The sequence below is a fragment of the Amycolatopsis sp. CA-211722 genome (assembly GCF_056828465.1).
Genome location: NZ_CP184752.1, coordinates 3102322 through 3115728, shown reverse-complemented (window position 1 = coordinate 3115728; position 13407 = coordinate 3102322). Strand labels below are relative to the sequence as shown.

Annotated in this window: 13 protein-coding genes; 4 read left to right on the top strand and 9 right to left on the bottom strand. The window is 69.5% G+C overall.

The window, feature by feature from the left end:
* Complete coding sequence (locus tag ACOCEP_RS15350; protein WP_482337919.1) at nucleotides 1-519, bottom strand: TrmH family RNA methyltransferase; 519 nt, start codon at nucleotides 517-519, stop codon at nucleotides 1-3.
* A gap of 102 nt (nucleotides 520-621) precedes the next feature.
* Here ACOCEP_RS15350 and ACOCEP_RS15345 point away from each other — a divergent pair, with 102 nt between their 5' ends.
* Nucleotides 622-810 (top strand): DUF1918 domain-containing protein, encoded by a 189-nt coding sequence (locus ACOCEP_RS15345; protein ID WP_482337918.1) that lies wholly within the window; start codon nucleotides 622-624, stop codon nucleotides 808-810.
* 3 nt (nucleotides 811-813) lie between these two features.
* Here the strand turns inward: ACOCEP_RS15345 and ACOCEP_RS15340 are convergent, their stop codons facing one another.
* Nucleotides 814-1983 (bottom strand): MFS transporter, encoded by a 1170-nt coding sequence (locus ACOCEP_RS15340; RefSeq protein ID WP_482337916.1) that lies wholly within the window; start codon nucleotides 1981-1983, stop codon nucleotides 814-816.
* A gap of 177 nt (nucleotides 1984-2160) precedes the next feature.
* On the opposite strand from ACOCEP_RS15340, the gene ACOCEP_RS15335 reads away from it, so the two are divergent.
* Both ACOCEP_RS15335 and ACOCEP_RS15330 read left to right on the top strand, forming a co-directional pair.
* Nucleotides 2161-2475, top strand: a complete 315-nt coding sequence (locus ACOCEP_RS15335; protein WP_482337915.1) for an ArsR/SmtB family transcription factor — start codon at nucleotides 2161-2163, stop codon at nucleotides 2473-2475.
* A gap of 184 nt (nucleotides 2476-2659) precedes the next feature.
* Nucleotides 2660-3832 (top strand): MFS transporter, encoded by a 1173-nt coding sequence (locus ACOCEP_RS15330; protein ID WP_482337913.1) that lies wholly within the window; start codon nucleotides 2660-2662, stop codon nucleotides 3830-3832.
* Between the two features lie 65 nt (nucleotides 3833-3897).
* On the opposite strand, the gene ACOCEP_RS15325 is transcribed toward ACOCEP_RS15330, so the two are convergent.
* On the bottom strand, nucleotides 3898-4197 hold the full coding sequence (locus tag ACOCEP_RS15325) for a DUF3017 domain-containing protein (protein ID WP_482337912.1): 300 nt from the start codon (nucleotides 4195-4197) through the stop codon (nucleotides 3898-3900).
* A 153-nt stretch (nucleotides 4198-4350) separates the two neighbouring features.
* On the opposite strand from ACOCEP_RS15325, the gene ACOCEP_RS15320 reads away from it, so the two are divergent.
* Nucleotides 4351-6951 (top strand): TNT domain-containing protein, encoded by a 2601-nt coding sequence (locus ACOCEP_RS15320; protein WP_482337910.1) that lies wholly within the window; start codon nucleotides 4351-4353, stop codon nucleotides 6949-6951.
* 72 nt (nucleotides 6952-7023) lie between these two features.
* Here ACOCEP_RS15320 and ACOCEP_RS15315 read toward each other — a convergent pair whose 3' ends face one another.
* The 6 genes from ACOCEP_RS15315 to ACOCEP_RS15290 form a co-directional block, all read right to left on the bottom strand.
* A complete protein-coding gene (locus ACOCEP_RS15315; RefSeq protein ID WP_482337908.1) occupies nucleotides 7024-7650 on the bottom strand; it encodes a pentapeptide repeat-containing protein in 627 nt (208 codons plus the stop codon).
* A gap of 22 nt (nucleotides 7651-7672) precedes the next feature.
* Nucleotides 7673-7816 carry a hypothetical protein gene (locus ACOCEP_RS15310; RefSeq protein ID WP_482337907.1) on the bottom strand — a complete coding sequence of 48 codons (144 nt, stop codon included), beginning with the start codon at nucleotides 7814-7816 and terminating at the stop codon, nucleotides 7673-7675.
* Nucleotides 7813-8745: a reverse transcriptase family protein gene (locus ACOCEP_RS15305; protein WP_482337905.1), complete on the bottom strand. Its 933-nt coding sequence runs from the start codon at nucleotides 8743-8745 to the stop codon at nucleotides 7813-7815. Before ACOCEP_RS15305 ends, ACOCEP_RS15310 begins: the two co-directional genes overlap by 4 nt.
* A gap of 139 nt (nucleotides 8746-8884) precedes the next feature.
* Nucleotides 8885-9367, bottom strand: coding sequence for a VOC family protein (locus tag ACOCEP_RS15300; protein WP_482337904.1), 483 nt, complete (start codon nucleotides 9365-9367; stop codon nucleotides 8885-8887).
* A 67-nt stretch (nucleotides 9368-9434) separates the two neighbouring features.
* The gene (locus tag ACOCEP_RS15295) at nucleotides 9435-9944 is read right to left on the bottom strand and encodes a hemerythrin domain-containing protein (protein ID WP_482337903.1); all 510 of its coding nucleotides are present in this window, start codon (nucleotides 9942-9944) and stop codon (nucleotides 9435-9437) included.
* A 106-nt stretch (nucleotides 9945-10050) separates the two neighbouring features.
* Nucleotides 10051-13407, bottom strand: a complete 3357-nt coding sequence (locus ACOCEP_RS15290; protein WP_482337902.1) for an error-prone DNA polymerase — start codon at nucleotides 13405-13407, stop codon at nucleotides 10051-10053.

Genomic DNA, 13407 nt, shown 5'->3' with positions numbered 1-13407 from the left:
TCACAGCAGGCCCGCCAATTTGTAGAGGACCAGGCTGCCGGCGACGGCGACGTTGAGACTCGCACCGGTACCCACCATGGGGATTTCGACGACGGTGTCGAGAAGGTCGAGCGCGTCCGGCGGAATCCCCTGCTGCTCATGACCGAGCACGGCGATCGTCCGGCCACGAGCGGGCGGGAGATCGGCGAGACGCACGGCCTCGTCGGCGAGTTCGACGCCGACGATCGCCGAGCCCGCCGCCTTCTCCCGCGTCAGCCAGCCGGGTGGATCGTGCACCCAGTGCACACAAGCCGGACGCCGCAACGTGTTCCCCCGGCGCAGCGCCTCCGGCACCCACGGAAACCTCGGTACGGCAAGGCAAGCGCCCACGGCGTCGCAGGTCCGCAGCAGAGTGCCGAGGTTCGCGCCGTGCAGTGGCCACAGCGGTGCCGCGACGAGATGTCCCCAGCAGGAATGGGCTTTCCTTCTTCGGGCCGCACGCAGCTCCGAGGGCGCGCGGACCCGGATCGACGGGCTCACCGGAGGCGAGGCGTCGCGCCTCCAAGGATTTCGAGGATCATGCCGACACTGTAGCGGGATCACTCCGACGCTCCTAACCTTGAAACGTCGGAGGTGGTTCTCATGCAGGCGACCGTCGGAGACGAGATCCACGTGCACGGACGCACGGTGGGCTCGGCCGAACAACGCGGCGAGATCCTGGAGGTACGCGGCGAACACGGTGCCCCGCCGTATCTCCTCCGGTTCGCGGACGGACACGAAGGGCTGGTGTTCCCCGGCCCCGACTGCGAAGTCCAGACGCGCGCCGAGTAGGCGTCACTCGGCCATGGCGGGCTGCTTCACGCGGCTCCGCCAGCCCGCCACGACCACGGCCGCGCCGAGCGCGGTCAGCGCCGCCGCGATCTCGGGCAGCAGGAGCGGCCCGCCGCCGCTGAGCACCGCTCCCCCGACCAGGCCGGAGAGGCCGACGCCGAGATAGATCGCGGACGCGTTGAGCGAGAGGACGAGCCCGGCGTTCTGCTTGGACAGCTCGATCAGCCGGTGCTGGATCGGCGGATTCACCGACCAGGTGGCCAGGCCCCACAGGAAGAGGACGATCGCTGCGCCCGCGACGGTGGTCGCGACCAGGGGCAGCAGCGCGAGCACCACGGTGATCCCGCCGAACACGACCAGCAGCGGCCCCTTGGCGCCCCAGCGGTCGGTCGCGCGGCCGCCGAGGACGTTGCCGAGCGCGCCGCCGGCGCCGTAGACGAACAGCAGCAGGCTGACCGTCGTGCCGTGGACGCCCGCGGTGGCGGACAGGACCGGCGAGATGAAGGTGTAGACGGAGAAGGCCGCGAGGCAGCCGAGCACGGTCGCGCCGAGCATGGCGAGGACGCGCGGGTCCTTGGCGACGGTGAACCGTTCGGCCAGCCGGACCGGGGGTGGCGCCGGAACGGCGGGCAGGACCATCCGGACGGCGAAGGCGCCGAGGAGCGAGAAGGCCGCGACGAGCGCGAAGACGGCCTGGTAGCCGACGCTCTGCGAAAGGACACTGCCGAGCGGGACACCCAAGATCGTCGCGACGGTGAGCCCGCCGAAGACGAGCGCGACCGCGCGGCCTCGGCGTTCGGGCGAAGTGAGTTCGGCGGCGACGGCGCTCGCGGCCGGAGTGAAGACCGCGGCGCCGATCGCGGTGACGACCCGCGCGAGGAGCAGGGTCACGTAGCCGGGCGCGACGGCGGCGAGGGCGTTGCCGATGGCGGTGACGACGAGGGCGGCGACCAGGAGTGTGCGGCGCTCCCAGCGGCCGGTGATCGCGGCGAACAGCGGTGAGCCGACCGCGTACGCGATGGCGAAGGCGGTGACCAGCTGGGCGGCGGCGGTCTCGGACACGGCGAGCTCGCCGGTCAGCGCGGGCAGCAGCCCGGCGACGACGTAGCCGCTGGTGCCGACCGCGAAGGTCCCGAGCGCCAGCACCGCGGTCCTGGGTGGTGCGAAAGTCATGACTCCCCAGCTCCAGACCCCACAGATCGCGTTTAGCCCGCGAAACGCAGGTCGGCGCCGGATCGCGTTTAGCCCGCTAAAGGCGACATGGGGGTCGTTGTTCGATGGTTGTCGTAGTTCGATGGAGACCGTACTACGAACTCGCGGGAAGTTCGAGAGGCGTCGTACTATGGACGGATGGCCGCGACGCAGCAGTACGTCTATCCCGATCAGGACGAGATCCGGATCGAGGCGGTCCTCGCCGCGCTCGCGGACCCGGTCCGCCTCGACATGGTCCGCCAGCTGGCCGGCTCCGAGACCGAGATCTCGTGCAGCGGATTCGACGTCGCCGTGACGAAGTCCACACTCACCCATCACCTGCGCACGCTGCGCGAAGCGGGCGTCATCATGGGCCGCCAGCAGGGCACCGCCCGCTACAACTCCTTGCGCCGCAAGGATCTCGACGAACTGTTCCCCGGCCTGCTCCAGGGCGTGCTCGCCGCCCGCCGCTGAGGGTGGCCAGCCTCACCTGAAACCGGGATGACAAAGACACCCTCGATCGGTTGAACTGGACGCAGGACAGCGGGGCCGCACGCGCTGTCTTCTTTTGTGTCCGAGACCTAAATCGATTCAGCTCCCCATCCGCGACGCTGGGCGAGTAATCGTTTACTCACGTACGACCCTCGAAGGGAGAGCCGTGCCCGTCGCGCTGCTCGCGCTCGCCATCGGTGCCTTCGGCATCGGGACCACCGAATTCGTCATGATGGGCGTGCTGCCCGAAGCCGCCGCGGACTTCGGTGTGTCGATCCCGTCCGCCGGGTACCTCATCTCCGGCTACGCCCTCGGCGTCGTCGTCGGCGCCCCGCTGCTCACCGCCGCCGCCGTCCGGCTGCCGCGCAAGACGATGCTGCTGGCGATGATGGGGCTGTTCACGCTCGGCAACGCCCTCTTCGCGCTCTCGCCGAACCAGGAGTTCGGCGTCGCCTTCCGCTTCCTCGCCGGCCTGCCGCACGGCGCGTTCTTCGGCGCCGGCGCGGTCGTCGCGTCCAGCCTGGCCAAACCGGGCGAACGCGCGAAGGCCGTCTCGATGATGTTCATGGGCCTGACCCTGGCCAACGTCGTCGGTGTGCCGCTGGGGACGCTGCTCGGCCAGAAGGTCGGCTGGCGCGCGACCTTCGGCGTCGTCGCCGTGATCGGCCTGCTCGCCATGGCCGCGATCGCGAAACTGGTCCCCCACCAGGGCAAACCGGTCGAGCCGTCACTCCGCGGCGAACTCGGCGCCTTCCGCCGTCCGCAGGTGTGGCTCGCGCTCGCGATCGTCACCTTCGGCCTCGGTGGCGTGTTCGCCTGCCTGTCCTACATCGCGCCGATGCTGACCGACGTCACCGGCTACTCGCCGTCCGACGTCACGCTGCTGCTGTCCCTGTCGGGTGTCGGCATGACGATCGGCAACTACCTCGGCGGCAGGCTCGCCGACAAGGCGCTGATGCCGAGCCTCTACGTCTCGCTGATCGGGCTCGCTTCGGTGCTGGCGATCTTCACCTTCACCGCGAACGGCAAGGTCGGCGCGGCGGTGACGATCTTCTTCGTCGGCCTCGCCGGATTCATGATCGGCCCGATGATGCAGGCGCGGATCATGGAGAAGGCCGGCGGGACACCGTCGCTGGTTTCCGCCGCCGTGCAGTCGGCGTTCAACATCGCGAACTCGATCGGCGCCTACCTCGGCGGCCTGGTGATCGCCGGTGGGCTCGGCCTGGTCGCGCCCAACTGGGTCGGTGCGTCGCTGGCCGTCCTGGGGCTTTCGCTGGCCGTGGTGTCCGGCGGCATGGACCGCCGCGAAGCCCGGCTCGCCCCCGCGATGGCTTCCTGAGCGCTCAATGCGCGTGAAGGCCCCCTTCCCTCGGCTGAGCCGAGGGAAGGGGGCCTTCACGCGCATCAGGACAGGGGTCCGCCGGTGATCGTGAACGCGATGAACAGGATCAAGACGGAAAGCGCGCCGTAGGTCAGGACGTCGACCGGTTTGCCCCGGATCGCCAGCAGCCCGGCCTTCGCCTCGGGCAGCACCGCCCGGAGCAGCCCGGCGAGCAGTAACGCGCCGCCGATCAGCGCGGCCCCCTGCCGCCAGTGGTACTGGCCGATCCGGAGGGCGGCGACCGCCACCACCAGCATCACCAGCAGGAACGGCAGGTGACGGAGCAGTACCCCACGGTCACGCCGTTGTCCGGCCACCGCCATCAGTCCTCGTCCTTCAGGGTCTCGCGGGCGATTCGGTTCACTCGGTCAGTATCCCGGGTGAGTGACCCGGCACCAGGTCAGGGCGTCTTCCGGCGAGTCAATAGCGGCAAAACCCACATGCGGGGTGCACACGAGCGCGGATACGGTCAAAATGTGACCGTGGCACAACCGACGACTCAGTTGAACGCGACCGAGCAGGACACCCTGGTCAAACAGATCGGCCTCGCCCTGCTGCGGGCCGCTCCGCGTGATTGGCGGAAGGTGACCGCCGAGTACCGAGCCGTCGGCAGGTACCACGAGATGACCGGGGAGATCATCACCGAGGACGGCTCCTCACACGAATGGGTCGCGACGCACGACATCGCGACGCTGTTCGGCAGGCTCCGCGCCGGGATGTACCGCGACGGCCGCGGCACCTGGTTCAACGCCCGTTACCAGCTCGACCACCCGTCCAGCTACAACCTCGAGTACAACCGCGACGAGCCGCAGTGGCGTCTCGCGCCGCCGCCGCAGGCGCTCTCCGACGAGCTGCGCATGTTCCCCCGCTCCGAGGAGAACGTGCCCGAATGGCTGATCCGGCGCATGTCCGGCCTCGGCCCCGAGCAGCCAGGACCGCATTTCCGCATCGCCCGCATCTTCGACACCATCGGCCCGGCCGGGCGCCCGGTGATCAACCGGCCCGACCTGGAGATCGAGGAGCAGGACCGGCTGCTCGAGTACCTCGACCACGCGCCGCTGGTGGTCACCGAACGCGGCTACGACATCGACCGGCTCGCCCAGACCCCCGAGGCCACCGTCCCGGTCGCCTTCCACAGCGACGGGCAGTGGATCTGGCCCGCCGCCGTGAACTTCTACCTGCGCCAGTACGGCGTCTCGCCGGAGCTCGACCTGATCGAGCATGTCCGGCAGAACGACTTCACGCTGCCCGAGGTCGACGGCCCGACGCTGCAGGCCGCGGCGGGGTACCTCACCCGGGGGAATCAGCAGCCTCCGCAGCAGCAGCGTCCCCACGGTCCGGGTGGCCCCAACAACGGCGCGCCGGCCGGCCCGCCTCCGCAGGGTCCGCCGCAGAACGGCCCGGTGCCGCCTCAGCAGGCCGCGCCCGGTCAGCCCGGCCCCGGTGGCCCCGGCCCGAACCAGGCCGCACAGCCACCGCAGCAGCAGGGGCCGGACCAGGCCGCGGTGGCCGCCGCGGCCGCCGCTCCGGTCGCCGCGGCGGCGGCCGTCCCCGCCGCCGAATCCACCGTCCCGGACCAGGCCGAGCAGGCCCAGCGGTACGAAGACGACTACGACACCCAGGACTACCAGGCGCAGGACTTCCACGAGGCCGCCGCCGAGCAGCAGTACGAAGACGGCTACGAAGCCCCGTACGCGTCCGAGCAGGACGCCTTCACCGACGAGGAGCGGCAGGGCACCGAACCCGAGCCGCAGCTCGCCGACCCGGAGGCGACCACGTACGCGCGGGTCCCGCAGGCCGGCGCCTACGAGCAGCCGCCGCTGGAGGAGGAGCAGGACGCGTACGCCCGGCAGGAGGAAGACCAGCCGTACGCGCCGCCCGAAGAGGAGGCGACCACCGGCTACACGCCGGTCGAGCAGGCCGACGCCGGTCCCGAGCTGCCCCTCCTCACGCACGACGCGGAGCCGGACGTGGTGCCCCCGCCGTCGGACACCGAGGTCACGCAGGTCGACGGCCCGCCGCAGGAGCGGGGGACCTTTGCTACCGCCCCCGTGCCCCACCCGGAGCCCGAGCCGCGGCGCGAGGAAGCGGCCCCGCGCCGCGACGAGCACCCGGAGCCGGTGCTGAACGAGCTGCAGGCGAAGTTCGACGAACTCGACGTGCCCGCCGACGTCTACCGCATCGGCTCGCCTGCCGAGCACGGCTGGAGCGTCGAGCAGGTCGACGGTGGCGGCTGGCGGGTCGGCTGGTACGACGGGAAGCTGACCAATCCGGCGGTGTTCGGCGACGCCGAGGACGCGGCCGCGTTCATGCTCGGCAAGGTCCTGCTGAACCCGAACGGCGCCCCGCCTCCCGAAGAGCCGCCCGCCGCCGAAGAACCGCCTGTCGAGGAGCCCGCTCCGGCGCCGCCCGTGCTGGCGACGCTGTCGCCGGAGATCGCGACCGGTTCGCATCCGGTGCCGCCGCGGGAATCGATCCCGGCACAGGAACAGACCGCGTTCACGACGGCCGATGAGCTGCTCGGGGACGATCTGGACGACGAGCCCGCCCCCGCGCCGGTTCCGCCCGCGCCCCCGGCGCGCCCGAACCCGGTGCTGGCGTCACCTCCGCCCGTGCCTCCCGCGCCGCCGCGGCGTGAGCCGCCGCCTGCGCCGCCGATGCGGCGCGAGGAACCGGCCCGTCCGCCCGCTGCGGCGAACGCCGGGGCACCCGACGCCAAACAGAACTGGCCGATCTCGCCGCTCAACGGGGAGCCGCCGCTGACGCTGTTCCGCGGCAAGGAGCTGCGCGAGCTGCCCGCGGGTAGCGAGCTGGACCGCTTCGGCGGCCCGAACGGCAACCTGACCTACGCCGCCGGGACGCCGTTCGAGGAGCGCTCGCTCGTGCCGGAGTGGGTGAACCGGCCGTACCACGTCTACCGCGTGCAGCGGCCGCTCGAAGCCCTCGCCGGTGTCGCGATCCCGTGGTTCAACCAGCCCGGTGGCGGGTCCGCGTACCTGCTGCCCGCGTCCATCGAGGAACTGCTCGCCGAGGGCGACCTCATCGAGCTGGACCCGGGCGAACCGCCGATCGACTAGCGCTCTCAAGCGCTATGAACGGGCCGTTCCTTGCAAATTTTGCAAGGAACGGCCCGTTCATAGCACGCGGGGTCAGTGGATGACGAGGCCGTGCGCGGCGGCGTAGGCGATCGCGGTCTCGGTGTCCACGTGGACCCCGGAGAGGTTCGCCTGCACCAGGCCGTTGGCGTCGAGCCGCGCGCCGCGCAGGTCCGCGCCGTCGAGTTTCGCGCCCGCCAGCCGGGCACCGGTGAGGTCCGCGCCACGCAGGTCGGCGCCGGTCAGGTCCGCGTCGAGCAGATTCGCCTCCCGCAGCCGCAGGCCACCGAGGTCCACTTTGGACAATCGGGCCTTGCTGAGCGAGACCAGCGAGAGATCGCATTCGGTGAAGGCGATCTTCTGGAATCGGCAGTCTACAAAGGACGATCCAAGCATCGAGCAGGAGCTCCACCGCGTGCTCGCCAGCACACTGCGGTCGAAGGTGCACGAGCGGAACGCGGACGCCTCGTGGCGCGAGCCCTCGAAGTCGACCTTGGTGAAGTCGCACTGGTCGAAGGTGCAGCCCTGGGTGCGCAGCCCGCGCAGGTCCGCCTCGGTGAAATCACAGCCGACGAAACTGCGTTTTTCCCACCATTGCTCGGAAAGAACGGCTTCTCGGAAATTCGAAGTGCTCCCTCCCGCTGAGAATTCGTCCGGCTGGCCCTCCGCGGTCTCGATCACCCGTCCAGGATCGCATACCCGCTCACGGCCAGGTGATCCCGCCGAACAAGTCGCGCAGCTTCGCCGCGCGGCGCTCCGAAGACGCGGCGATCCAGCCGATCCGGCCGAGCAGATGGGCGCGGAAGTCCGGGTGACCGGCCCGGTTCTGTTCCTCCGGGCCGGTCACCCGACGCAGTTGTGGAGCAGCGCGCGCAGGGCGTCGTAGTCGGCACGCGTCGCGGCGGGCGAACTGTTCACCACCAGTCCCGCCACCCGTTGCCGCTGGTGCGCGGCGGCGATCGACGTCTTGTCGTCCCGGAGCCGGAAGCCCTCGTCGGTCACGATCCGCCGGACTCCGGGCAGCAACCGGTGCAGTGGCAAGGAATCCCCGGAGAACGCCAGATCATCGGCGTACCGCGTGTACGTCGCGCCCAGTGCTCGCGCGAGCCCGTCGAGCCGGCGGTCGAGATGGTGCGTGACCGCGTTCGCGACCGCGGGCGACGACGGCGCGCCCTGCGGCAGATGCGTGGCCGCCAGATCGCGCAGCAGCCGCGCACGCGCCGGGTCCCGCCGTCCCCCGGGCACTGTCGCGAGGACAGCCGGCGGAACGGCCGTGGTGAGTACGCCCGCCAGCGCTTCGGCCACGGCGGGCGGATAGCCGGCGAGGGCGAGCAACGCCGAGATCCGGCGCGCGGACACCGCCGGGAAGAACCCTTCGAGGTCCATCCGGACCACGGTCTCCCGGCCGGAATGCGGTACCGCGCACGACATCGGCGACCGGCCGCGCCGGAATCCGTGTGCGGCCTCGTGCACCGGCAGCGCGCCGACGACGTGCCGCACGATCCGGCGTTGCAGTTCGGCGATCCGCGGTTTCGGCCGTTCGATGAGCCGCACTCCACCCGAAGCGGTCGGGATCCAGCGATAGGTGTAGTGCCGGACCGGCTCGGCCGCACGCCTGTTCCACCCCTTCGCGTCGGCGAACCACGAGAGTTCGCCGGGCGTCAGGTCGAGCCCGGCGGCGCATTCGTCGAAGGTCGCCCAGCGGGCCACCTGGAATCGCCAGACCGGCGGCAGGGATTCGAGGAGCGACGCGGAGGTGACTCTTTCTCCTGTCATCCGCGCGGACTCGCACGCGGAGCATGCCGCGCTCGCGCGGGGCGCCTTGTCTCGCTGAGTTCGTACTCCCCGGGGTTGCCCCGGAGTGGGTGGCGATCCACCGGCTCACCTCCGCGTCGCTATCGCCACCCTACCGACTTCAGCGACTGGGAATGATCTCCGTGCCGGAGACGTAGCGCATGGCCTCGATGAACTTCGGATCGTTCATCCGGCGCTCCATCTCCGGATAGTCGAGGTCGACCAGCCGGGTCTGGATCCACCAGAGGTTGCCGAACGGGTCGAGAACCCGGCCGACGCGATCACCGAAGAACAGTTCGGTCTGCTTCGTGACCTCTTCGGCGCCCGCCTCGATCGCCCGGCGCTGCGTCTCGACGCTGTCTTCGACGTAGAGCCGCAGGTACGCCGGAGTGTCGACCCAGTGGTCCCGCGAGTCGAACAGCATGACCACCGAGTCGCCGATCCGGACTTCCGCGTGCCCGATCTTCCCGCCTTCGACGTACACCGGTTCGCCGATGGGCTCGGCGTCGAAGACGCGCTTGAGGAAGTCGATCACGCCCGCGGTGTCACGCGAGATGATCCACGGGGTGACCGAGTGGTAGCCGTCGGGGATCGGGTTGGTCATCGGGGTTCTCCTCGGTCGTCGGGTGCGATGAGAAGAACGCTAGATCCCGTATAGGACAGATCGTGTCCTAATGCGAACTCAGCAGGAAAGGCGGCGTCGACTCCTGCCACTCCGGCATGTCCAGTGAGTTGAGCACCTCGACGATCCGCTTCTCCTCGTAACGGAAATGCGTCTCCATGATCGCCGTGAGGCCGTCCAGTTCCCGTTGGACGAAAAGGATCTCGTCCGGGCTCGACCCGGGACCGACACCGCCGACCAGCTCTTCGAGCCGTTCGATGATCCCAGTCATGATCTCGTGGTCGTGCGCGAGCTCTTCGAGCGAAGGCCGCAATTCGGGGAATTTGTCCGCCAGCACAAGGAAAGCGCCACCGTCTTCCCCGGTGTGATGCCTGGTCAGCGCCGAGCAGAAGGTGAGGCAATGCGCGCGGAGATCGCGCAGCCGCTCGGCACGCCCCTCCGCGACCGACCCGAGGTCGTCGTGCAGCAGGGCCAGCTCTTTACGCAGCCAGTTGTGAACCTGAACGAGTTGATTTCCGAACGCCGTCAACCGGCCGTTCGTCCGAGAAGGGGTTTCCATGATTTCCCATGGTCCGGCGCCTCCATGCCCGCGACGGTCTCTTTGCCGGGTGCACTGCGACGCTGGAAACACTTCAGCACGACGCACTGATGATCGTCAAGAGGGTTCAGCGGAAGTCACGGGACTTGGCGGTGATCCGCAACGGCAGGTGCCGGATCTGTTCGGCGAGGACGTTCACCACCTCTCCGGTGCGCTCGACCACACCCCGGACCAGCAGCGCGGGGCTGCCGCGAGCGACCCGGTGATAGCGCTGCCACACCCCCATCGTGCAGATCACGTTGATCATCCCCGTCTCGTCTTCGAGGTTCATGAAGGTGACCCCGCCCGCGGTCGCCGGCCGCTGGCGATGGGTGACCGCGCCGCCGGTCAGCACGTGCGTGCCATGCGGGATCCCACGCAGGCCCGCCGCCGTGACGACGCCGAGTTCGTCGAGGTGCTCCCGGATGAACTGGGTCGGGAAGCTGTCCGGCGACACCCCGGTGGCCCAGACGTCCGCGGCCGCGACGTCGATCTCGTCCATTCCCGGCAACATCGGCGCCTTGGCCCCGGTGATGAGCCCTGGCAGCTTCTCCGGGCTTTCGTCGGCGACCGCGCCCGCCGCCCAGAGCGCGCTTCGCCTGCTCTCACCGAAGCAGCCGAAGGCACCGGCCGCGGCCAGCGCCTCGACCTGCGGCCTGGTCAGCCGCACCCGTCGGGCGACCTCCGGCAGATCCGCGAACGGGCCCCCGCTCTCCCGTTCCTCGACGATCTTCTTCGCCAGGTTCTCGCCGATCATCCGCACGGTGGACAGGCCGCCCCGCACGGCGAGCTGCTTTCCCCCTTCCGGCAAGGGTTCCAGCGTCGCGTGCGGAAGGCTCGCGTTGATGTCCGGGCCGAGCACACGCACCCCGTGCCGCCGCGCGTCGGCGACCAGCGACTGCGGTGAGTAGAACCCCATCGGCTGCGCGCGCAGCAAACCCGCCAGGAACGCGTCCGGGTGGTAGTACTTGAAGTACGCGCTCGCGAACACCAACAGGGCGAAGCTCAGCGCGTGACTCTCCGGGAAGCCGAAATTCGCGAACGCCTTGAGCTTGCCGAAGATCTTCTCGGCGAGCTCGCCTTCGACGTCGTTCTTCGCGGCGCCTTCGAGGAAACGGCGTTTGAGCCGCTCCATTTTCTGTTCGGACCGTTTCGCCCCCATGGCGTGCCGCAGCTGATCCGCCTCCGCCGGCGTGAAATCGGCGATGTCGAGGGCGATCTGCATCATCTGTTCCTGGAACAACGGGACACCGAGGGTCTTCCCCAGCGCGTTGGCCAGTTTCGGATGGTCGAAATCCCATTTCTCCTGGCCGTTCTTGCGCCGGATGTAGGGATGCACCGATCCACCCTGGATCGGGCCGGGCCGGATGAGCGCTACCTCGACCGCCAGATCGTAGAATTCCCTGGGGCGCAAGCGGGGCAGCGTGGCCAGCTGCGCACGGCTCTCCACCTGGAAGACACCGATCGCGTCGGCGCGGCAGAGCATTTCGTAGATGTTCTGATCCGTGAGGTCCAATTCGGAGATGTCGACCTCTTCTCCCTTGTGGTCACGGACCAGATCGATCATGTAGTGCAGGGCCGACAACATCCCGAGCCCGAGCAGATCGAATTTGACCAGCCCCGCGGCGGCGCAGTCGTCCTTCTCCCACTGCACGACACTGCGGTTCTCCATGCGGGCCCATTCGATCGGGACGACTTCGCTCACCGGCTGCTTGCAGATCACCATTCCGCCGGAGTGGATACCCAGATGCCGCGGGAAGTCTTCGAGCGCGCAGGCCAGCTCCACGACCTCTTCCGGGATGTCGTGATCGTGGTCCTTCTCCGTGGCCCGCAACGCTCCCCAGCGGTCGATCTGTTTGCTCCACGCGTCCTGCTGGCCGGGCGTGTAGCCGAGCGCCCGCGCCGCGTCCCGGACCGCGGACCGTGCCCGGTAGGTGATCACGTTCGCGACCTGCGCGGTGTTCAGCCGCCCGTACTTTTCGTAGACGTACTGGATCGCCTCCTCGCGGCGATCGGATTCGATGTCGAGGTCGATGTCCGGGTAGCCGTCGCGATCCGGCGCGAGGAACCGTTCGAAGAGCAGGCCGTAGCGCACGGCGTCGACCTTGGTGATGCCGAGCGCGTAGCAGACGGCCGAGTTCGCGGCCGATCCCCGGCCCTGACAGAGGATCTTGTTCTCCCGGCAGAAGTTCACGATGTCCCAGACGATCAGGAAGTAGCCGGGGAAACCCAGCTCTTCGATGATGTCCAGTTCGTGGTCGATCAGCTTGCGGGCCTTTTCGCGGTATTCCTCGTCTTTGTTCTTCTCGTGCTCTTTCGCGCCTTCGTTGGTGAGGTAACGCAAGTAGGACGCTTCGGTGGCGTGCCCCCGCGGCACCTCGAACGGTGGCAGTTCCGGCTGGATGTGGTGGAGTTCGAACGCGCACTCCCGGCCGAGCAGCGCCGCCCGCTGCACCGCGCCCGGGTATCGCTCGAAGATCTCGGCCATCTCCTCCCCCGACCGCAGGAACGCCGTCCCCGCGGCGGGCAGCCAGCCCTCCATGTCCTCCAGGCCCCGCCTGGCGCGGACGGCGCTGAGCGCGTCGACGAGCGGTGCCCGCTCCGGCCGGGCGTAGTGCGCGGCCGTGGTCGCCACCGTCGGCAGGCCGAACTCTTCGGCCATCTCGCTCAGCAGGTCGTTGTGGGTGCTGTCCAGGGGGAGGCTGTGGTCGATGAGTTCGACGTAGACGTTGTCCCGGCCGAAGCAGTCGATGAGTTCCTTCAGCCGCACGACGGCCGCGGCGGGGCCTTCGGTGACGAGCGCCTTGCGCACCGCGCCCTTACGGCACCCGGTGAGCACCACGCACTTCCCGCGTACCTCTTCGGCGACCGCGCGCAGATCGTAGACCGGCCTGCCCTTCTCCGCCCTTTCCTTGGGGGACAACGACTGCCTGTCGAAACCGTACAGCTGGCCGGCGGTGATCGCCCGGTTCAGGCTCAGGTACCCGTCCTGTTGCTTGGCCAGCAGGAGCAGATGCTCGCCCTCGGGATCGGCGAATCCGTTCTGCGGCCCGGACAGCCCGAAACTGAGCTCCGTGCCGAAGACGGTGTGCACGCCCAGCTCCCTCGCCGCTTCGGCGAAGCGCACCACGCCGTACATGCCGTCGTGATCGGTGAGCGCGATCGCGTCCAGGCCCAGCCGCGCCGCCTCCTCCACCAGCTCCTCGGGATGGCTCGCCCCGTCGAGGAAGCTGAAGTTCGAATGACAGTGCAGCTCGGCGTACGGCACCCGGCGCGCGGTGGCGCCGTCGTCGTCACCGATCAGCCCGGCGAGATCCGCGGGCCGCTGGTAGCCCTGCCGCTTGGCACTCCAGGCGGGGCTGTCACCGCCGTCGCCGGGCGGTACCTCGCCCGCGAGCTCGCGGGCGAGATCCTTCCACGGCCGCGGAGGATTGTTCCAGCCCAT

Bases quoted from the DNA above. Each gene is read 5' to 3' on its own strand.
- ACOCEP_RS15345 (WP_482337918.1), top strand. From the start codon at position 622: ATGCAGGCGACCGTCGGAGACGAGATCCACGTGCACGGACGCACGGTG.
- ACOCEP_RS15340 (WP_482337916.1), bottom strand. From the start codon at position 1,983: ATGACTTTCGCACCACCCAGGACCGCGGTGCTGGCGCTCGGGACCTTC.
- ACOCEP_RS15335 (WP_482337915.1), top strand. From the start codon at position 2,161: ATGGCCGCGACGCAGCAGTACGTCTATCCCGATCAGGACGAGATCCGG.
- ACOCEP_RS15325 (WP_482337912.1), bottom strand. From the start codon at position 4,197: ATGGCGGTGGCCGGACAACGGCGTGACCGTGGGGTACTGCTCCGTCAC.
- ACOCEP_RS15305 (WP_482337905.1), bottom strand. From the start codon at position 8,745: ATGACAGGAGAAAGAGTCACCTCCGCGTCGCTCCTCGAATCCCTGCCG.
- ACOCEP_RS15300 (WP_482337904.1), bottom strand. From the start codon at position 9,367: ATGACCAACCCGATCCCCGACGGCTACCACTCGGTCACCCCGTGGATC.
- ACOCEP_RS15295 (WP_482337903.1), bottom strand. From the start codon at position 9,944: ATGGAAACCCCTTCTCGGACGAACGGCCGGTTGACGGCGTTCGGAAAT.
- ACOCEP_RS15290 (WP_482337902.1), bottom strand. From the start codon at position 13,407: ATGGGCTGGAACAATCCTCCGCGGCCGTGGAAGGATCTCGCCCGCGAG.